Origin of the sequence: Paraburkholderia aspalathi (assembly GCF_900116445.1) — a bacterium.
GTDB lineage: Bacteria > Pseudomonadota > Gammaproteobacteria > Burkholderiales > Burkholderiaceae > Paraburkholderia > Paraburkholderia aspalathi.
The window spans coordinates 121,493-141,571 of record NZ_FPBH01000018.1; the positions used below are offsets into that span (position 1 = coordinate 121,493).

The window sequence follows — 20,079 nt, forward strand, 5'->3', positions numbered from 1 at the left end:
GAGATGACACCAGCGACCAATGAGTGAACAGGCGCAAACGGGAAATTCGAGGATTCAATGACTGAACATAATGCAACCAGGTCCATGTTCGACCCGGCGCTGCTGCGCCCGGCGATCGTGGACTCCTTCAAGAAGCTCACGCCGCGCACGCAGTTCCGTAACCCGGTGATGTTCTGCGTGTACGTCGGCAGTATTCTGACGACCATTCTGTGGATCGCCGCGCTCGGCGGTCAGGCCGAGGCGCCCGCGGGCTTCATTCTCGCGGTCACCTTGTGGCTGTGGTTCACGGTGCTGTTCGCGAACTTCGCGGAAGCGCTTGCCGAAGGTCGTTCCAAGGCCCAGGCAGCGTCGCTGCGCAGCGCGAAGAAAGACGTGATGGCCAAGAAGCTCAACGAGCCGCATCCGAAGTCGCCGATCCGTATTCTGACGGCGTCCGATCTGCGTAAAGGCGACGTTGTGCTGGTCGAAACCGGCGACGTGATTCCGGCTGACGGCGAAGTGATCGACGGTGTTGCGTCGGTCGACGAATCGGCGATCACGGGCGAATCCGCACCGGTGATCCGCGAGTCGGGCGGCGATTTTTCGTCGGTGACGGGCGGCACGCGCGTGCTGTCGGACTGGATCGTCGTGCGTGTCACGGCGAATCCGGGCGAAGCCTTCCTCGACCGCATGATCGCGATGGTCGAAGGCGCGAAGCGTCAGAAGACGCCGAACGAAATCGCACTGACGATTCTGCTGGTCGCGCTGACCATCGTGATGTTGCTGGCCACCGCCACGCTGCTGCCGTTCTCGATGTTCTCCGTCGAAGCTGCAAAAGCGGGTCACGTGGTCACGATTACCGCGCTGGTCGCGCTGCTGGTGTGTCTGATTCCGACCACCATCGGCGGGCTGTTGTCGGCGATCGGTGTGGCCGGTATGAGCCGCATGATGCAGGCCAACGTGATCGCCACCTCGGGCCGTGCTGTTGAAGCCGCAGGTGACGTCGACGTGCTGTTGCTCGACAAGACCGGCACGATCACGCTCGGTAACCGCCAGGCATCGCAGTTCGTGCCGGCGCCGGGCTTGACCGAAGAAGCACTGGCGGACGCCGCCCAGCTTTCGTCGCTCGCTGACGAAACGCCGGAAGGCCGCAGCATCGTCGTGCTGGCGAAGCAGCGCTTCAATATCCGTCAACGCGATATGGCTTCGCTGAAGGCAGAATTCCTCGCCTTCACCGCGCAAACGCGGATGAGCGGTGTCGATCTGCCGGGCCGTGAAATCCGCAAGGGCGCGGCCGACGCAGTGAAGAACTACGTCGAAGCAAACGGCGGCCGTTTCCCGAACGAAGTCAGCACGGCAGTGGCCGAAGTCGCACGCCGCGGCAGCACGCCGCTGGTGGTCGCCGAGAAAGGCGAGCAGGGCGCACGCGTGCTCGGCGTGATCGAGCTGAAGGACGTGGTGAAGGGCGGCATCAAGGAGCGCTTTGCCGAACTGCGCAAGATGGGTATCAAGACCATCATGGTGACGGGCGACAACCGCCTGACCGCAGCAGCGATTGCAGCAGAAGCCGGTGTGGACGATTTCCTCGCCGAAGCCACGCCGGAAGCCAAGCTCGCCACGATCCGTTCGCACCAGGCCGAAGGCCGTCTGGTGGCGATGACCGGCGACGGCACCAACGACGCCCCGGCGCTGGCACAGGCCGACGTCGCGGTGGCGATGAACACCGGCACGCAGGCAGCGAAAGAAGCCGGCAACATGGTCGACCTCGATTCGAATCCGACCAAGCTGATCGAGATCGTCGAAATCGGCAAACAGATGCTGATGACGCGCGGCTCGCTCACCACGTTCTCGATTGCGAACGACGTGGCGAAGTACTTCGCGATCATCCCGGCGGCGTTCGCGACCACGTATCCGGCACTGAACGCGCTGAACGTGATGCATCTGGCCACGCCGGCCTCGGCGATCATGTCCGCGGTGATTTTCAACGCGCTGATCATCGTGCTGTTGATTCCGCTGGCGCTCAAGGGCGTGCGTTATCGCGCGCTGGGTGCGGCGATTCTGCTGCGCCGCAATCTGCTGATCTATGGTTTGGGCGGGATCATCGTGCCGTTCATCGGCATCAAGCTGATCGATATGGTGCTGGCCGCGTTCGGCTGGGTTTGAGCAGCGGCTGTTTAAGAGGAATTACTCATCATGAAAAATCTGTTCCGTCCGTTAATCGTGATCTTCGCGGTGCTGACCGCAGTCACCGGCCTCGCTTATCCCGCCGTGATGACCGCGGTCGGTCAGGCGGCCTTCAACAACCAGGCCAACGGCAGCATGCTCGAGAAGGACGGCAAGGTGGTCGGCTCGAAGCTGATCGGCCAGCAGTTCGATGCGCCGCAGTACTTCTGGGGCCGTCTGTCGGCCACCAGCCCGATGCCGTACAACCCGCAGGGCTCGAGCGGTTCGAATCTCGGACCGACCAACCCGGCGCTGCTCGATGAGGTCAAAGGCCGCATCGACGCGTTGAAGGCTGCCGGCACGGATATGTCGAAGCCGGTGCCGGTCGATCTGGTGACGTCCTCGGGCAGCGGTCTCGATCCTGAGATCAGCCCGGCGGCTGCCGCGTATCAGATCGAACGCGTTGCCAAAGCGCGCAAGCTTGCCGCCAACGATGTGCAGGCACTGGTCGATCGTTATACGAGCGGCCGCCAGTTCGGCATTTTCGGTGAGCCGCGCGTGAACGTGCTGCAACTGAATCTGGCGCTCGATGAGATGAAACAAGGTTGAGCGTCGCTGACGTCGAAAAGCGTCGATGATGGCTATGCTTCAAGGAGGCGGCGTCCATGCGGGGCCGCCTTCGCCATTTGCGGCGCGGCCGCTGCCGTGCCACCATGCAGGCACTATCGCTCGCCTTACTATGAAAACCATTGAGCATGAACCGCCCCGATCCTGATGAACTGCTCGACAAGCTGCAACGTGACGAAGAAAAGCGTCAGCGAGGCAGGCTGAAGATTTTCTTCGGCGCGTCGGCGGGCGTCGGCAAAACTTATGCGATGTTGCAGGCCGCGCGGCGCCGTGCCGATGAAGGCGCGGACGTGGTGGTCGGCATTGCCGAAACGCATGGCCGCAGCGAAACCGCTGCGCTGCTCGAAGGCCTCGACGTGCTGCCGCTCGCGCATATCGAATATCGCGGCCGCAAGCTCGGCGAGTTCGACCTCGACGCCGCGCTCGCCCGCAAACCGCAACTGATTCTCGTCGACGAACTCGCGCATTCGAATGTGCAGGGCGCCCGGCATCTGAAGCGCTGGCAGGACGTCTACGAACTGCTCGATGCGGGCATCGACGTCTACACCACAGTCAATGTCCAGCACCTCGAAAGCCTGAACGACGTGGTCGGCCAGATCACCGGCATCCGCGTCTGGGAGACGGTGCCCGACCGCGTGTTCGATCGCGCTGACGAAGTCACGCTGGTCGACCTGCCCGCCGAAGAACTGCTCGACCGGATGCGCGACGGCAAGGTGTATTTGCCGCAGCAGGCCGAGCGCGCGGTGCGCAACTTCTTTCGCAAGGGCAACCTGATCGCGCTACGCGAGCTGGCATTGCGCCGCACCGCCGACCGCGTCGATGCGCAGATGCGGGAATATCGCGCCGATCGTTCGATCCAGCGGATCTGGCAGGCGCGGGAGCGCTTGCTGGTGTGCGTCGGCCCTGGCCCGGAAGCACCGATGCTGGTGCGCGCGGCGGCGCGTCTCGCTGCCAGCCTGAAGGCCGACTGGATCGCCGTTTATGTGGAAACGCCCGCGCTGCAGCGCTTGCCCGACGCGCGCCGCGAACGCACGCTTAATGCCTTGAAGCTCGCCGCCGAACTCGGCGCTGAAACTGCGACGCTCGCCGGCACCGATGCGGTCGCGGCGCTGATCGGTTACGCGCAGGCTCGCAACGTCTCGAAGCTGGTGGCCGGCGCATCGGCGCGCACCGGTCTCAAGCGCTGGCTGCGCCGGCCGCTCGGTGAACGTATCGCCGAACGCGCGGGCGATCTCGATCTCACGCTGATCCGCGCGTCGTCGGAACGTGATGGCGCTGAACATCGCCGCTTGCTGAACACCACCGCCAACGCGTGGCGCGAGGCGTTGAGCACGGCGCGCGAACGCCGTTCGCCGCCGCGCGCCTACGGCATCGCGCTGGCGATTTGTGCGGCCATTACGCTGCTGTCGAGCCAGTTGATCGACCATATCGATCTGACCAACCTCGTCATGCTGTATCTGCTCGGCGTGATCTTCACGGCCGTGAAGCTGGGGCGCGGGCCGGGCGTCGTGCTGTCGTTCATGAGCGTGGCCGCGTTCGATTTCTTCTTCGTGCCGCCGCGCATGTCGTTGTCGGTGTCCGATACGCAGTATCTGCTGACCTTCTTCGGCATGCTGCTGACGTCGCTCGTCATCAGCCATCTCACGTCGAGCTTGCGCCGCGAGGCGAGTGTTGCGCGGCGTCGGGAGCAACGCACCGGCGCGATGTATGCGATGGCGCGTGAGCTGGCGGCGGCGCTCACCATGGAGCAGATCGTCGGCATCGGCAGCCGGCATGTGAGCGAAGTGTTCGGCGCGCGCGTCGCGATTCTGTTGCCGGACAGCGCCGATCAGGTGAAGCAGAAGATCGAGGACCCGGACGCTACGATCACGCTCGAAGGCGAGATGCTCGATATCGACGTCGGCCAATGGGTCTACGACCAGCAGAAGCCTGCCGGACAAGGCACCGATACGCTGCCGGCCGCCGCCGCGCTGTATCTGCCGCTGAAGGCGCCGATGCGCACGCGTGGCGTGCTCGCCGTCGTGATGCGCGATGAGCGGGAGCTCGATGTGCCCGAGCAGCAACGCATGCTCGACGCGTTCGCCGCGCAAATCGCGCTGGCCCTTGAGCGTGTGCACTATGTCGACATCGCACGCGATGCGCTCGTCAATATGGAATCCGAACGCTTGCGCAATTCGCTCCTCTCGGCGATATCGCACGACCTGCGTACGCCATTGACGACGATCGTCGGCTTCTCGTCGATGCTGGCGCAATCGCGCGAGGCGCATCCTGATGCGCAACCGGGCGACGATCTTGTCGAAGCCATTCACGAAGAAGCGCTGCGCATGACCGGCATCGTCACCAATCTGCTCGACATGGCGCGCTTGCAAGCCGGCAGCCTGCAATTGAATCAGCAGTGGACGCTCCTCGAAGAAACGGTGGGCGCCGCGTTGCGGGCCTGCAAGCGCGTGCTGGCCAATCATCCCGTACAGGTGAAGCTGCCCGCGGATTTGCCGTTGCTGCATCTCGATGCGGTGCTGATGGAGCGGCTCTTCTCGAACCTGTTCGAGAACGCGGCCAAATACACACTGCCAGACACGCCCCTGACGATCAGCGCGCAACGTCTCGACGCGGACGGCAAATCGTTCGTACGCGTCGCCGTCGACGATAACGGACCGGGTCTGCCGACCGGCATGGAAGCGCGTGTGTTCGAGAAATTCACGCGCGGCGAGAAAGAGTCGGCCAAGCCGGGCATCGGCCTTGGCCTCGCGATTTGCCGCGCAATTGTGGAAGCGCACGGCGGTACAATCGGCGCGCTCAATCGGATGTCCGCGGACGGCCGTGTCGAAGGCGCGCGCTTCTGGTTCACGCTGCCGGTGGAAACGCCGCCCGAGGCACCGGATGCGCTGGAAGACGAAGGCGCCGATGCCTTGCCGGACCACGATTTAACTCTTAACCCGCGTTCCAAGCCTAGCCATGAGTGACCCGAGCATCACAGTCGTCCTGATTGAAGACGAAAAGCAGATTCGCCGCTTCGTGCGAACCGCGCTGGAAGGCGAGGGCATCGTTGTGCACGACGCCGAGACCGGCAAGCAAGGTCTCGTTGAAGCCGCGACGCGTAAGCCCGATCTCGTCATCGTCGATCTCGGCCTGCCCGACACCGACGGTCTCGACGTGATTCGCGAGCTGCGTGGCTGGAGCGAGTTGCCGGTCATCGTGCTGTCGGCGCGCACCCAGGAAACCGAGAAAGTCGCCGCGCTCGATGCCGGTGCGGATGACTACCTCACCAAGCCGTTCGGCGTTTCGGAACTGCTGGCGCGGATCCGAGCGCATATGCGGCGGCGCAATCAGGGCGGCGCGAATGAATCGCCGGTGGTGCGCTTTGGCGCGGTGACGGTCGATCTGGCCTTGCGTCAGGTGAGCCGCGACGGCGTGGCCGTCCATCTCACGCCGATCGAATACCGCCTGCTCGCGACACTAGTGCGCCACGCCGGCCGCGTGTTGACACACCGGCAATTGCTGCGCGACGTGTGGGGGCCGTCGCATGTGGAGAGCCACCACTATCTGCGTATTTACATGGCGCATCTGCGCGGGAAACTGGAGCGCGACCCGGCGCAGCCGGAGCATATCGTCACGGAAACGGGCGTGGGATACCGGCTGGTGGGCGCGGTTTGAACCTGCCCGAGGCGTCCGCCGCGGCCCTTGCGCGCCCTTGCGGCTTGTCGCCGCAGCAAGGCGGCGGCCTATTTTGATATAATTACAGTTCGTAAGGACGACCTTGCGCACTGCTACAAACGGGGACGGCCCCATCTGACCATGGAGCTGTCTCATGTCCTGGATTCTTCTGTTGATTGCCGGTTTGCTTGAAGTCGCATGGGCGGCCGGTCTCAAAACCTCCGACGGTTTCACCCGGCTCTGGCCGTCCGTGTTCACGATCGTGACCGCGCTCGGCAGCTTCGTTCTGCTCGCCATGGCGATGCGCCAACTGCCGCTCGGCACGGCCTACGCCGTGTGGACGGGGATCGGCGCGGTCGGCGCATTCATCTTCGGCATCGTCATGATGGGCGAGGCCCTGACGGTCGCGCGGGTCGCGAGCGCTGCGCTGATCGTGATCGGATTGATCGGTTTGAAGCTGTCATCGGGGCATTGAGCCCTGTTGGCGGGCCCGAATATCGTGTCCGCGTGCGCTCGAACCGTGCCCCCATACCCTGCCGTTAGAGTCCGCCATTTGTTAGTCACTCTGCGTTCTGCGAATTAACGTGGCTATAATGAGATCGAATCCAACCTGAATTTGCCCGCGGCCTATTTGGCGCGGCCGGCTTGGCGCGGGTCTGACGACTTCGGTGCGGCTGCTCCCTTTCCAATGCCCGTCGAAGCGCCCGGCACGCACAGCGCGCCTGGAGGCGGCCATGCTTGAATCACTTTCGCTCGCTGCGGGCCTCTCATGGGGCAGCGGTCTGCGCCTCTATCTGACAGTCCTGCTGGCCGGCGTGTTCGCACGTCTCGGCTTCATCCATCTCCCCGACACGCTGTCCGCGCTGTCTTCACCGTGGGTCATCGGTGTCGCCGGTGTGCTGACGGTCACCGAATTTCTCGCCGACAAAATCCCCGCGTTCGATTCCCTATGGGACGCGGTCCATACCTTTATCCGCATTCCCGCCGGCGCCGTGCTGGCGGCCGGCGCGCTCGGCCATGCCGATCCCGCGCTGCTGACGGTCGCCGCGCTCGCAGGCGGCACGCTGGCGGGCACCGCGCATCTGGCCAAAGCGGGTACGCGCGCGCTAATCAATCTGTCGCCGGAACCAGTGTCGAATGTCGTGACCTCGACCGCTGAAGACGGTCTCGTGTTCGGTGGCATGCTGCTCGCGCTGTTCGTGCCGCTTGTGTTCCTTGTGTTGATGGTGGGCTTCCTGATGCTGGCCGCCTGGGCGTTGCCGCGTCTGTGGCGCGGGGTGCAGGGCGGTTTTCGCGGGATGGCGACGCACATGGTGTCGCGCTTTGCCAGGAGCAGGCACGATTGAGCGATACGGGACGCGGGGTAACGGCGCACGCCAAGGCAGCGCGCCGGTTGGGCAGTATGGATCTGTTGCGCCAGGCTATCCGCATGACGGCACGCGACTGGCGCGCCGGCGAATTGACGATGCTGCTGCTGGCGCTGGTGCTGGCCGTCGCGGCGCTGTCGAGTGTCGGCTTTCTGGCTGACCGTTTGCATCAGGGGCTCGAGCGCGATGCGCGGCGCATGATCGCCGCTGATTTCATCGTTCGCGCCGATCATCCGGTCGATCCGCAGTTCGCGCAGCAAGCCGGCGCGCTCGGTCTGAACACCGCCAGCACGGCGATCTTTCCCAGCATGATCAACTCGACCGGCGCGCAGCCGGTCTCGCGGCTAGCCGCTATCAAGGCGGTGTCGCCGGGTTATCCGTTGCGCGGCGCGTTGCGGATTGCTTCGGCGCCGGGCGCGGCGGACCATCCTACCCAATCGATTCCCGCGCCTGGCACGGTATGGGTCGATCAGGCACTGCTCGACGCGCTGAAGCTGCATGTCGGCGATACCGTGAAGGTCGGGTCCCGCAGCTTCACGATCGCTGCAGTGATTACGCGCGAACTCGACCGCGGCTTCTCGTTCGTCAATTTTTCTCCGCGCTTGATGCTGCGTGCCGACGATGTCCCGTCGACCGGCCTCATCACCTTCGGCAGCCGCGTGACTTATCGCTTGCTGGTGGCGGGTTCGGATGCGTCGGTGGCGCGCTTCGCGCAATTCGCGCATGACAAGGTGGACGGCGGCAAGATGCGCGGCGTTGCGCTCGAGTCGTTGCAGGACGGCCAGCCGCAAGTGCGTCAGACGCTCGACCGCGCGAGTCACTTCCTCACGCTGGTCTCGCTGCTCACCGCGTTGCTCGCGGCGGTGGCGATCGCCATGGCCGCGCATCGGTATATGCGCCGGCATCTGGATGGCTGCGCGGCGATGCGCTGTCTGGGTGTCAGTCAGGCCACGCTGCGCACGCTGTTCACGCTTGAATTCGTAGGGCTGGGTTTGATTGGTGGCGCGCTCGGCGTGGCGCTCGGTTACCTGGGCCACATGGCGTTGCTGACGTGGCTCGGCAGTCTGATCGACGTCGTGCTGCCGTACCCAACTGCATGGCCCGCGCTCGAAGGTATCGCAGCCGGTCTCGTGTTGTTGCTTGGGTTTGCGTTGCCGCCGCTGTTGCCGCTGACACGCGTGCCGCCGGTGCGCGTGCTGCGCCGCGAATGGGGCGAAGCGGGGCGCACTGCCTGGGCCGCTTACGCGCTCGGTATCGTGCTGTTCGCCGCACTCCTGATCGTCGCCGCGGGCGAGTTGAAGCTTGGTGGCATTGTGGCGGGCGGCTTCGCCGGCGGACTGCTGGTATTCGCGTGCATCGCGCGACTGGCGTTGTGGGGCGCGTCGCGTGTTGTGCGCAGCGAGCGCGTGAATGCGGGCATCGGCTGGCGCTACGCGCTGGCGTCGCTTGAGCGGCGTAGTGGCGCGAGCGCGCTGCAGATCACCGCGCTCGGCATCGGCCTGATGTGCCTGTTGCTGATTGCGATGACGCGTAACGACCTCGTGGCCGGCTGGCGCAAATCGACGCCGCCCGATGCGCCGAATGAATTCATCATCGATATCCAGCCCGACCAGCGCGACGCCGTCACGCAGTATCTGGGCGCGCACGGCGTGCCCGGCACGGTGCTCGCGCCGATGGTGCGCGGCCGCTTGATTGCGATCAACGGCAAGCCGGTCAATCCGGATTCGTTCAAGGGCGACGATGCGAGGCGTCTCGTCGACCGCGAATTCAATCTGTCGTACACCACCGAGCTGCCCGACGATAACCGTCTCTCTGCCGGCACATGGTATGGCGACACGAAGACGCCGCAGATTTCGATCGAGCAGGGGCTCGCGAAGCTGATCAACGTGAAGCCCGGCGATACACTGCGCTTCGACGTGACGGGTCTGCAGATCGATGCGCCGGTGACGAGTGTGCGCAAGCTCGACTGGGGTTCGTTCAAGGTCAACTTTTTCGTGCTGATGCCGCCGGCCGCCTTGCAGGATTTCCCGGCGACGTTCATCACGAGCTTCCATTTACCGCCCGACAAGCAATCGACCATCGACGGTTTGATCGCCGCCTATCCGAACCTCACGGCAATCGACACCGGTCCGATTCTGGCGCAGGTGCAGCGTGTCCTGCAGCAGGTGATCGGCGCGGTGCAGTTCCTGTTCGCGTTCACGCTGGCGGCCGGCGTGCTGGTGCTCTACGCGGCGCTTGCCGGCACCCGCGACGAGCGTATGCGAGAATCCGCGCTGCTTCGCGCGCTGGGGGCCTCGCATCGCCAGGTGCGCGCGGTGCAGGTCGCCGAGTTCGTGGCGGTTGGTGCGCTCGCCGGCTTGATGGCGGCGCTCGGTGCACAGGTGATCGGCTGGCAACTGGCGACGCGCGTGTTCGAGTTTTATCTGGCGTTCGATCCGTGGTTGTTGCCGGCGGGTATCGCAGCCGGCATCGCCTGCGCGGGCGTGGGTGGCTGGCTCAGCTTGCGGCATGTGCTGGCGCGGCCCGCGTTGCAATCGCTGCGAGATGCGTGATTTTTCTTTCCTGTTTTTGTGATTGGGTATGAGCGATCTTAACGACGAAGTGTCCACGGCACAGCCGACGGCCTTCGAACTGGTGGGCGGTGAAGCGCGCGTGCGCGAACTGGTCGACCGGTTTTATGACTTGATGGATCTCGAAGCGGAATTCGCCGGGATTCGCGCCTTGCATCCCGAGTCGCTCGATGGCTCGCGCGACAAGTTCTTCTGGTTTTTGTGCGGATGGATGGGCGGCCCCGATCATTACATCAGCCGCTTCGGCCATCCACGGCTGCGCGCCAGACATATGCCGTTTCCGATCGCGTCCAGCGAGCGGGATCAGTGGCTTCGCTGCATGGCATGGGCGATGGAAGACGTTGGGCTCTCGGAGGTGTTGAGGGAGCGCTTGCTGGCGTCGTTCTTCGAGACCGCGGACTGGATGCGCAATCGCAATGGTTGAGCGGGTAGCGGAGCCGGAAGCAGCAGAGGCGCGGGCGGTCCTGGAGTGCTGGTTCGGCGCTCCGAATACGCCCACCTTCGGTGAGGCGCGCAAGCTCTGGTTCTCCCGCGACGCAGCCTTTGACGCGATGCTGCTGGAACGCTTCGGGGCACTGATCGATGCGGCGCGCGCAGGGTCCCTCGACAGCTGGACGGAGACTCCGCTCGGCGCGTTAGCGCTGGTCATCGTGCTGGATCAGTTTTCGCGCAATTGCCACCGCAACACACCGCGCGCTTTCGCCGCCGATCATCACGCGCTGCGCATCGCGCAACAGATGATTGCAAGCGGCGCCGATCTCCTGTTGCCGACCGTGCATCACCGCGCATTCGCGTACCTGCCGTTCGAACACGACGAAACGCTTGCCAGCCAGCACGAATCGCTGCGCCTGTTCAAGCAGCTGAAGGCGGAGCCGGGTGGTGCGTCCTACTATTCCTCCGCGGTCAGGCACGCCAGAATCATCGAACGGTTCGGACGCTTTCCCCATCGCAATGCGGTACTTGAGCGCCTGTCGACGGATGAAGAAAAGGCCTTCCTGAAAGAGCCCGGCTCGTCGTTCTAGGCATGACGACAACGCGCAGGCGCAGTTCGGGCGTGCCATGCGCTGCCACGTGCTACTCGCCGCGCGTGGGCATTGCCGGCGTCCGCACGAATACTCGCAACAACTCGTCGGTGTCGCCTGGGCGCGCACCCGACCAGAACAGCCGCCAATCGCCTGCCGGCGCGCGCGGATTGTCACGGCGGCCCTGCTGGATCAGCCACGTACACTCGGTCGCCGCGGGATTCGTTGTCGGTTGATGCTCGATGCCGGTGTAGTAGTACAGCATCGGCGCTTCGGATTCGCCGAGATCCATACTCGCCATGCAATCCCCATCGTTCCACTCGATATTCATCCTGGCGCCGAGGTTTTCGAACACGGAGCGGTAGCTCTTCCCGTAGTCGAGCCACGGCAGCAGCAGTGTGCTCACCAAGCCCCACGCGAGGATCGCACCTGCACACCAGCTCAACACACCGCGCCATTTGCCGGTGTATTTGAAGACCGGCAGGAGCCACAGCCAGCCGAGCGTCATCAGCAGCGCGGCTGCGATCAGCCCGGGCTTGACCGGCAGCACCCAGTCGAGCGGTAACCAACGGCCGAGCCGGTGCAGCGACGCATGCGTGTTAGCCGGATCGCTCATGATCGACCAGATGATCCACGCGAGCGCGGCCGTGCTGCCGAACAGCACACGGCTCGCCATGTCCCAGCCTGCGTGCAGACGCCGCGGCAGCTTTTCGATGCCTTGCATCGTCACGAGGGCGAGCGGGGCGATGAACGGCAGGATGTACAGTTCGCGCACGGTTGCCGAGCTTTGCAGTACGGCGAACCCGGTGCCCGCGAAGATCACCGGCAGAGCGACACGCGGATCGCGCCAGCGGCGCCATCCGCCGCCGGCGAGCGCGGCCAGGGCAAGTGGCACCACCGGAAAGCCGACGGTCAGCACGGTGCGCAGCACGAACCAACGGCTTTCGTTTTCAGAGCCGAGTTCCGCGACCGAAAAGCCGAAGAAGCGGCCGATGTTGTTGTCCCACAGCCAGACCTTGAAGAGCGCTTCGGAGCGCAGATAGAAACAGATCGGCCAGATCAGCGCGAAGGGCGCGCAGACCAGCGCGGCGATACCGAGCGCGCCCGCAAAGCTGCGCGTGCGGCAGGCGGGATACAGCACCAGCACCGCGACGGTGGTGGCGCCGAACACGAGCGGCACGAACAGGCCCTTGGCCAACAATGACACGCCCACACCCGCACCGAACATCGCCGCGCCGCTGAGAATCGCGTGGCGCCGACGGCGTGCATCGCCCCTTAGCAGGCGCGCTTCGTCGCGCAGATGCACGAGGACGAGTTCGAATAGGCCGCAAAAGCCGATTGCGGCGCCGGCCATCAGCGCGACGTCGGTCATCATGTCGTGCACGTGCTTGATGACGACGAGCGTGCTCGCGAACAAGGCCAGCGTGCCGATCACGCGGATATCGAACCAGCTCGAGGCAGCCACCGCACGGCGGGCGACGCGTGCCGTGTAGTAGACGGTTAGGCCAGCGAAGAGCGCGCTCGCGAGGCGTGCGGCGTCATGCAAGGGCAGGTAGCGGCCGAACATCCACGCTAGGCCTGCGGCGACCCAGTCGTAGATCGGCGGCTTTTCGACGAACGGCTGGCCGGCGTTGGTCGGCACGACCAGATCGCCGGTGTCGAGCATGTGCTGAATGATCCCGAACGTGTAGGTCTCGTCCTGCTTCCAGGGCTCGTGGCCCAGAGTGCCAGGCAGGAGCCACGCGCACAGGATCGCCAGCGCGGCCAGCCACATCAACGGACGAGCCGCCGTGAGCGCGCGCAAGCGCCGGGCGCCGCGCGAAGCGGGAGCGGCCGGATCCGTGGGGCCGGCAGCGGCGGGCCTTGCGGGCGCTGCGGCTTCGGTCGCGTGTGCCGAGCCGGGATGCGTGTCCGGAGCGCCGTCGGCAGGGCCGGCCGGCGCTGGCGTCGCAATCGCGACCTTCCCCGCGCGCCGGGGCGCGGATGGCTTTTCGAACATTGGAATCTCTGATCGCGGTACGCGGCGACTTGGGCCGCGGACTTATGCTTTGGCTATGCGTCGCATGCGGTTGCATACGAACGCTGCGATTGTAGTCCCAGTTTATTACGGCAGATTACAGAAAAGGTGTGGAATAGGGTGTTCAGCCGAACGAATTGAGCCGATTCCTCGTCAGATTGACGGGAATGGAATGTGGGGAAAGGGGATTGCGGCCGTGCGAAGCCACCGGCCGCGGGAACAGACGAGCGGTATTCAGCGTCCGCCGGCGACGTCGAGCAATGCGCCCGTCACGTACGAGGCAGCGTCGCTTAGCAACCAGACGATCGACTCGGCGACTTCGTCGGCGTGGCCGGGGCGGCCTAGCGGCGTGGTCGCGCCGAGTTGGGCGGCGCGTTCGGGCTTGCCGCCGCTGGCGTGGATTTCGGTATCGATCAGGCCAGGGCGCACTGCGTTCACGCGCACGCCCTGCGGACCGAGTTCCTTGGCGAGGCCGATCGTCATGGTGTCGACGGCGCCTTTCGAGCCGGCATAGTCGACGTATTCGTTCGGCGAACCCAAACGCGAGGCCGCCGACGAGATGTTCACGATCACGCCACCCGCGCCGCCGCGCGTGGTCGACATGCGGCGCGCGGCTTCGCGTGCGCAGAGATACGCGCCAAGCACATTGACGTCGAACATGCGCTTCAGGCGCGCGAGGTCCATATCCGCGAGCTGGCTCGAAGGCGCGACGATCCCGGCATTGTTGACGAGCGCATCGAGCCGGCCGAACTTTTGCTGGAGCGCGTCGAACATCGCTATCACATCGGCTTCATTGGCGACGTCGCCGGCAATCGGAAGTGCCTGGCCGCCGGCGCGTTCCACTTCAGCAGCGGTGTCCTGCGCGGCCGCGAGATTCCGCGCGTAATTCACGCCGACCGACCAGCCGCGTGCGCCCAGCAAACGCGCGGTTGCGCGGCCAATGCCGCGGCTCCCACCGGTGATCAGAACGGTTTTCGTCATTTCAACCTCATCATTCGGGCAGGGGCCGTGGGAGCGTGCGGCGGGTGTTCGTTCAGACAGTCGGAGAAGCGTGGCAGGCGATGATCAAACAGCGTCGCGTTTGACAGCCCATTTGTCGCTGACGGGCGGCTTGTAGCGTTGCAGCTTGTCGATCAGCGCGACCGGATCGGACTCCCTTTGCAGGATGTCGAAATAGGTCTGCCGCATGAAGCCTTCGTCTACCGTGTGCTTGAGGAGGGCGATCAGCGGATCGTAGAAGCCGTCGATGTTCAGCACTGCCACCGGCTTCTGGTGATAGCCGAGCTGCGCCCACGTATAGACCTCGAAGAGCTCTTCGAGCGTACCCACGCCGCCCGGCATCGCGACGAACGCGTCGGACAGGTCGGCCATCATCTTCTTGCGATGATGCATGTCGGGCACCACGTGCAACTCGGTCAGCCCGTTATGGCCGACTTCCTTATTGACCAGCAACTCGGGAATCACGCCGATTGCACGACCGCCTTCGGCCATCACCGTATCGGCGATCACGCCCATCAGGCCGACCTTGCCGCCGCCATAGACCAGCGCGAGATCGGCCTGCACCAGCGCACGGCCGAAGGCGCGCGCGGCTTCGGCGTACAAGGGTCTGGCTCCGTCGGAGGAGCCGCAATACACGCACACCGACTTCATACTCAAACGTCCTTCGGTTCGTTGCGGGGCGCGGCGCCTTCCTTGGGCGGCAGGTAGTCGTAGAACTCGCGCTTGGGCAGCTTGCCCGAGACGAGGTCGTCGAAAATCTGCCGCGAGCGGCCGCGCAGATAAGGCGCCATCAGCGAGACGATTTGCACGCTCACCTGATGCAGTTCCGCGCGAATCGTTTCCTGCTCGTTGTACTTGCGCGGGTTCATCACGAACTGATACGACAGCCAGTACGTGCCGATTACGCCGACGTTGGTGGCGATCACGTGCAGTTCTTCGGGCGTGGCGACCATTTCGCCGTCGGCCACGAGTTGCTCGCAGAACTGGCTTGCAAAGCGCACCTTGTGGCTGATGATCTGCTTGAAGTGTGTCTCGAGCGTGCGGTTGCGCGCCAGCAGATCGTTCAGATCGCGATACAGGAAGCGATAGCGCCACGTGAAATCGACCATGTACTGCAGGTACGACCACATCTCGTCGATCGTCGCGCGGTGGTCGTCGGGAAAGCGCAGACGCTTTTCGATCTCCTGCTCGAACTGGCTGAAGATGCTGTTGATGATGTCGTCTTTGTTGCGGAAGTGGTAGTACAGATTGCCTGGACTGATTTCCATTTCCTCGGCGATCGTCGTTGTTGTGACGTTCGGCTCGCCGATTTCGTTGAACAGCTTCAACGATAGTTCGAGTATCCGTTCGCGGGTGCGGCGGGGAGGTTTGGCTTCCATGTCGTCCGGCCCTGGTTACGCCGGGCTGGGCGCGTGGCGGCTTGCCGCTTTAGCGTGATCCACCCGGACGTGGTTGGTATTTTTGATTGAGCGTCTCAACGGTTTCCCGAGAAGACTATCGGACGATTATAAACCGACCGTTCTTATACCAAACGGATACTCAGGGTTTTCATTCTTTGGGACACCGGGAAAGGGCATCAGGCGGTGCTTCGGGGTGAATTCCACAGCCACGCTCAGAGCCACGCTTTGACCCAATGAACGACAAGCGGCCCGACGATCAGTCCCCATGTCATCACACACATGCCGAGCGCGACCATGACCGCCGCGCTGCCGAGATCCTTGGCACGACGCGACAACTCGTGGCGCTCGAGCGAAATCCGGTCGATGGCCGCCTCGACGCTCGAATTGAGCAATTCGACGATCAGCACCAGCAGCACCGAGCCGAGCAGCAATACACGCGACACGGGATCGACCGGCACCAGCACGCCGCACGGAATCAGAATCGCGGCGAGCGTGAGCTCCTGGCGAAACGCGCTTTCCTCGCGGATCGCCACGCGAAATCCGGCCAGCGAATTTTTCATCGCGTGCCACGCGCGGGTCACGCCGCGATTGCCCTTGTATGGATTAAAGGGAAGCGGTGCGAATGGATCGTCGGGGCTGAGCGGTTCGTTGTGCGGCTCGCTCTCGGGGTTCGCGAGACCCTCACGGCTTGCACCGTTCATGCCGTGAAAACCATTCGCGTGATCGACATGATTCGGCGTGCCGTGCTCGCTCACGTCGTCGAACGGCTCGATGCCGGCGGCCTCGGTGTCGACAGCGCGCAGCGCGCCTTTCGACGCGCGTGCGGCGGTGGAGTTTCGGGTTCGCATAAACGGCTCGGCGCGTCGCTTCACGCGGCGGCGCTTTCCTCGCTATACGACGTGCGCGGCAGCGGCTTCAAATGTGCCGCGAACTGCTCCGACGCGGCTGCCCACGAGAAGCGTTCGGCCCAGGCGCGCGCATGGCTGCGCTCGATCTTCAGCGCTTCGAGGCAAGCCTCGCGCAAGTCCTCATGCATGGCGCCCGCGCCGCCGTCGCCGAGCACGTCGATCGGGCCGGTTACCGGATACGCCGCGACCGGCGTGCCGCAGGCCAGTGCTTCGAGCAGCACGAGCCCGAACGTATCGGTGCGGCTCGGGAATACGAATACGTCGGCGGCCGCGTAGACCTTGGCCAGTTCGGCTTGCGTCAGCACGCCCAGGTAATTCGCTTGCGGATAGCGCGATTTCAGTTCGGCGAGCGCCGGGCCTTCGCCGGCCACCCACTTCGAGCCGGGCAGATCGAGCTTGAGAAACGCCTCGACGTTCTTCTCGACTGCTACACGTCCCACGTACAGAAAGATCGGCCGCGCGGTGTTGAGCACCTTCGAGTCCATCTGGTGAAAGATGTCGAGGTCGACGCCGCGAGTCCACAACACCACATTGGTGAAACCGAATTTTTCGAGGTCGGCCTTGACCACGGGCGTGGGCGCCATTACCGCCAGCGACGCCTTGTGGAACCAGTGCAGAAACTTGTAGGTGGCCGCGATCGGAATGCCGAAGCGCGCCTGCACGTATTCGGGAAAGCGCGTGTGATAAGCGGTTGTGAACGGCAGCTTGTGCTTGATCGCGTAGGCGCGTGCGGCCATGCCGAGCGGGCCTTCGGTGGCGATGTGCAGCGCGTCGGGCGCGAATTCGTCAATGCGCTGATGGAGCTTGCGACGCGGCAGCAGCGACAGGCGAATCTCCGGATAGGTCGGGCACGGAATCGTCTTGAATTCGAGCGGCGTCAGCAGATCGACCTGGTGGCCGAGCGCGGTGAGTTCGCGCGTGGTGTTCTTCAGCGTGCGCACGACGCCATTGACCTGCGGTTCCCATGCATCGGTGACGATCATGATCTTCATCGGTTTAGGCCCAATAGAAGTGGAGAGGGACTACGCGGTCGCCCGGGCCTTTTGCACGCCGACTTCCGGTGCGCGCATCACGGTCCAGTAGATCACCTTGAGTTCGCCTTCATACGTCTCGACGAGTGCGGACAGGCTTTCGACCCAATCGCCGTCGTTGCAATACAGCACACCGTCGATGTCGCGGATTTCGGCTTTGTGAATGTGCCCGCAGACCACGCCGTCGCAACCGCGGCGGCGCGCTTCGTCGGTCATCACGCGCTCGAACGACGAAATGAAATTCACCGCGTTCTTCACCTGATGCTTCAGGTATTGCGACAGCGACCAGTACGGAAAGCCGAGCCGGCTGCGGATCCGGTTGAACCAGCGGTTCAGGATCAGGATCATCGTGTAGAGCGTGTCGCCGAGATAGGCGAGCCACTTCGCGTGCTGGATCACGCCGTCGAACAGATCGCCGTGCACAATCCACAGGCGCTTGCCGGCGAGCGTCGTGTGGAACGCTTCGCCGCGCACGTGGATGTCGCCGAACGCGAGGTCGCAGAACTGGCGCGCGGCTTCGTCGTGATTGCCCGGCACGTAGATGACCTGGGTGCCTTTGCGTGCTTTACGCAGCACCTTCTGCACGACGTCGTTGTGCGCCTGCGGCCAGTACCAGCCTTTTTTCAACTGCCAGCCGTCGATGATGTCGCCCACGAGGTACAGGTATTCCGACTCGTTGTGACGCAGGAAGTCGAGCAGATACGGCGCCTGACAACCGCTCGAGCCGAGGTGGATGTCGGACAGCCAGATGGTGCGATAGCGGTGTGGTTCGGCGTGGTCGTCGTCGTGATGGCTGGCTTGCGCGTCGAGCGGCAGTGACGGCACAGGCAACGGCAAGCCGTGGCTAGGGTTGGGTTCCGGGCGGAACGCGACAGGGTCGACGCTCGGGCCGGTCTGGCGGAACAGGGAAGTCGCGGACGTTTTGGGGTCCATGGCTCACGCGTCGAGTTGCGGTGCCCGTATTGCGCCAGTCGCGCGTGACCGTGCCGTGACAGTCACGAGAAGTTCTTATTACTGTGGCGGGAGAGGGAGGGTCAGCGCTCGACGCTGATCACGCGTGTTCCGGCGAGGCGGTCGTGCAGGAATTGACGTTGCGAATCGAAACGGCCGGTGGCGGCCCACAGCACGAACCAGATCGCGGCGATCACCAGCGTCTGTGGTACAGAGAGGCCCAGCAACGGATGCAGCGCGAGCGGCGGCAAAAACCACAGCCACGCCAGCACGTAACGAACGATCGCCCGGCCCGTGGACAACGGCGCGCCGTTAGCGGCGACGACGCGCAGGCGCCAGGTTTTCATCGGCAGCGTCTGGCCGCTGTGGGTCCAGAACCAGACGAAATACAGACCGACCACGAGGCCGATCCACGCGGCGAGCAGGTTGTGATGGGTGAGACCGTTGCGCTGCTGCGTCAACGTGCTGAACAGATAGCCGGCGATGAACACGACGCCAAACAGGATCACCGCTTCGTAGAGCAGTGCGGCAAGGCGCCGGCGAACGGTGGGCGCGTTGCCGGATGATTCGGCGGGCAGTGTCGAGGTGGCGAGCGGCTGGGACACAGTGGGGCGCGGATCAGGAGCCGTTGAAGATCGAAGGCGCCTCGGCCGGCGAAACCGGCACCGGCGTGGCGGGCACGAAGCTGCCCGCAGCGGGAATCGCCGGCGTGACGGCCGGGCTCGGCAATGCAGCTGCCGCCGCGGCACTCGCCGCTGCGGCACCGCTCGCGCCGTGCTCGCGGGCATTGACCAGACGGTCGAGGCCCTTGATCTCGGTCTTGCCGGACGGCGGTGCGCTCACGACGCTCGGGCGCCGCTTACGCTCGCTCGCGGCGAGCCGCTCCTTCTGCTCTTCCGGCAATTGCTGATAAGTCTTCCACGCGTTCTGGCGGGTTTCGCGCGGCAACTCCTTCGACACCTGGTAGTTTTCGCGGGCAACGCGCCGCTGATCGGGTGTCATGCGCACCCATTCAGTCATTCGGTCATGCAGGCGTTTTTGCGCATCAGGCGATAACTTCGGATAACGCGCGGCGATCTTGATCCATTTTCGCTTGCGTTCGTCGCTGAAGGAATCCCATACGCCCGCGAACGGCGCGAGCGCAAGGTGCTCGGCCGAGCTCAGGCGCGACCATGCCAACGGGCTATTGTTGCCGGACAGGCCCGGCAGTTCGACGGCGAGCGTTGGCGCGGGCGCCTTGGCGGTTGCGTTGCCGCCCGCGGCAGGCGCACTGGCGGTCGACGGGCTCGGATAAAAGCGCGGATACGTCGCGGCAAACGACACGAGGGCCGCGATCGCGCATCCGAAAACAACGGCCAAGCCGCGCTTGTAACTCACCCGAAGAATCTCCC

18 protein-coding genes are annotated in these 20,079 nt (G+C 64.3%); 9 read left to right on the plus strand and 9 right to left on the minus strand.

Features of this window, described 5'->3' with window-relative positions; genetic code table 11:
* The first annotated feature begins 57 nt into the window (after positions 1-57).
* The 9 genes from kdpB to BM438_RS25350 all read left to right on the plus strand — a co-directional run bounded on the left by kdpB (position 58) and on the right by BM438_RS25350 (position 11,382).
* Positions 58-2,142 carry a potassium-transporting ATPase subunit KdpB gene (kdpB, locus tag BM438_RS25310; protein WP_054034985.1) on the plus strand — a complete coding sequence of 695 codons (2,085 nt, stop codon included), beginning with the start codon at positions 58-60 and terminating at the stop codon, positions 2,140-2,142.
* Between the two features lie 30 nt (positions 2,143-2,172).
* Positions 2,173-2,751 (plus strand): potassium-transporting ATPase subunit KdpC, encoded by a 579-nt coding sequence (kdpC, locus tag BM438_RS25315; RefSeq protein ID WP_093639558.1) that lies wholly within the window; start codon positions 2,173-2,175, stop codon positions 2,749-2,751.
* Positions 2,752-2,897: 146 nt separating this feature from the next.
* On the plus strand, positions 2,898-5,732 hold the full coding sequence (locus tag BM438_RS25320; protein ID WP_093639561.1) for a DUF4118 domain-containing protein: 2,835 nt from the start codon (positions 2,898-2,900) through the stop codon (positions 5,730-5,732).
* A complete protein-coding gene (kdpE, locus tag BM438_RS25325; protein ID WP_093639564.1) occupies positions 5,725-6,423 on the plus strand; it encodes a two-component system response regulator KdpE in 699 nt (232 codons plus the stop codon). The genes BM438_RS25320 and kdpE overlap by 8 nt, the downstream gene beginning before the upstream one ends.
* Positions 6,424-6,577: 154 nt before the next feature.
* A complete protein-coding gene (sugE, locus tag BM438_RS25330; RefSeq protein WP_093639567.1) occupies positions 6,578-6,898 on the plus strand; it encodes a quaternary ammonium compound efflux SMR transporter SugE in 321 nt (106 codons plus the stop codon).
* 259 nt (positions 6,899-7,157) lie between these two features.
* Positions 7,158-7,769: a DUF4126 domain-containing protein gene (locus BM438_RS25335; RefSeq protein ID WP_093639570.1), complete on the plus strand. Its 612-nt coding sequence runs from the start codon at positions 7,158-7,160 to the stop codon at positions 7,767-7,769.
* Positions 7,770-7,825: 56 nt separating this feature from the next.
* A complete protein-coding gene (locus tag BM438_RS25340; protein WP_234486799.1) occupies positions 7,826-10,342 on the plus strand; it encodes an ABC transporter permease in 2,517 nt (838 codons plus the stop codon).
* Between the two features lie 28 nt (positions 10,343-10,370).
* Positions 10,371-10,784 carry a group II truncated hemoglobin gene (locus BM438_RS25345; protein ID WP_093639573.1) on the plus strand — a complete coding sequence of 138 codons (414 nt, stop codon included), beginning with the start codon at positions 10,371-10,373 and terminating at the stop codon, positions 10,782-10,784.
* Entirely contained in the window at positions 10,777-11,382 is a 606-nt protein-coding gene (locus BM438_RS25350; RefSeq protein ID WP_093639576.1) for a DUF924 family protein, read from the plus strand. The genes BM438_RS25345 and BM438_RS25350 overlap by 8 nt, the downstream gene beginning before the upstream one ends.
* A gap of 52 nt (positions 11,383-11,434) precedes the next feature.
* Here the strand turns inward: BM438_RS25350 and BM438_RS25355 are convergent, their stop codons facing one another.
* The 9 genes from BM438_RS25355 to BM438_RS25395 form a co-directional block, all read right to left on the minus strand.
* Entirely contained in the window at positions 11,435-13,381 is a 1,947-nt protein-coding gene (locus BM438_RS25355; RefSeq protein WP_093639579.1) for an ArnT family glycosyltransferase, read from the minus strand.
* A gap of 252 nt (positions 13,382-13,633) precedes the next feature.
* Positions 13,634-14,380: an SDR family oxidoreductase gene (locus tag BM438_RS25360; RefSeq protein ID WP_093639582.1), complete on the minus strand. Its 747-nt coding sequence runs from the start codon at positions 14,378-14,380 to the stop codon at positions 13,634-13,636.
* Between the two features lie 84 nt (positions 14,381-14,464).
* Positions 14,465-15,049: an LOG family protein gene (locus BM438_RS25365; protein ID WP_093639586.1), complete on the minus strand. Its 585-nt coding sequence runs from the start codon at positions 15,047-15,049 to the stop codon at positions 14,465-14,467.
* 2 nt (positions 15,050-15,051) lie between these two features.
* A complete protein-coding gene (locus BM438_RS25370) occupies positions 15,052-15,777 on the minus strand; it encodes a TetR/AcrR family transcriptional regulator (RefSeq protein ID WP_054034977.1) in 726 nt (241 codons plus the stop codon).
* Between the two features lie 233 nt (positions 15,778-16,010).
* Positions 16,011-16,646 (minus strand): diacylglycerol kinase, encoded by a 636-nt coding sequence (locus BM438_RS25375; protein WP_093639750.1) that lies wholly within the window; start codon positions 16,644-16,646, stop codon positions 16,011-16,013.
* 20 nt (positions 16,647-16,666) lie between these two features.
* The gene (locus BM438_RS25380) at positions 16,667-17,698 is read right to left on the minus strand and encodes a glycosyltransferase family 4 protein (protein ID WP_093639590.1); all 1,032 of its coding nucleotides are present in this window, start codon (positions 17,696-17,698) and stop codon (positions 16,667-16,669) included.
* A 30-nt stretch (positions 17,699-17,728) separates the two neighbouring features.
* Positions 17,729-18,670: a UDP-2,3-diacylglucosamine diphosphatase gene (locus BM438_RS25385; protein ID WP_054034975.1), complete on the minus strand. Its 942-nt coding sequence runs from the start codon at positions 18,668-18,670 to the stop codon at positions 17,729-17,731.
* Between the two features lie 101 nt (positions 18,671-18,771).
* Complete coding sequence (locus tag BM438_RS25390) at positions 18,772-19,293, minus strand: RDD family protein (RefSeq protein ID WP_093639593.1); 522 nt, start codon at positions 19,291-19,293, stop codon at positions 18,772-18,774.
* Between the two features lie 13 nt (positions 19,294-19,306).
* Positions 19,307-20,065, minus strand: a complete 759-nt coding sequence (locus tag BM438_RS25395; protein WP_093639596.1) for a DUF3106 domain-containing protein — start codon at positions 20,063-20,065, stop codon at positions 19,307-19,309.
* Positions 20,066-20,079 lie beyond the last annotated feature (14 nt).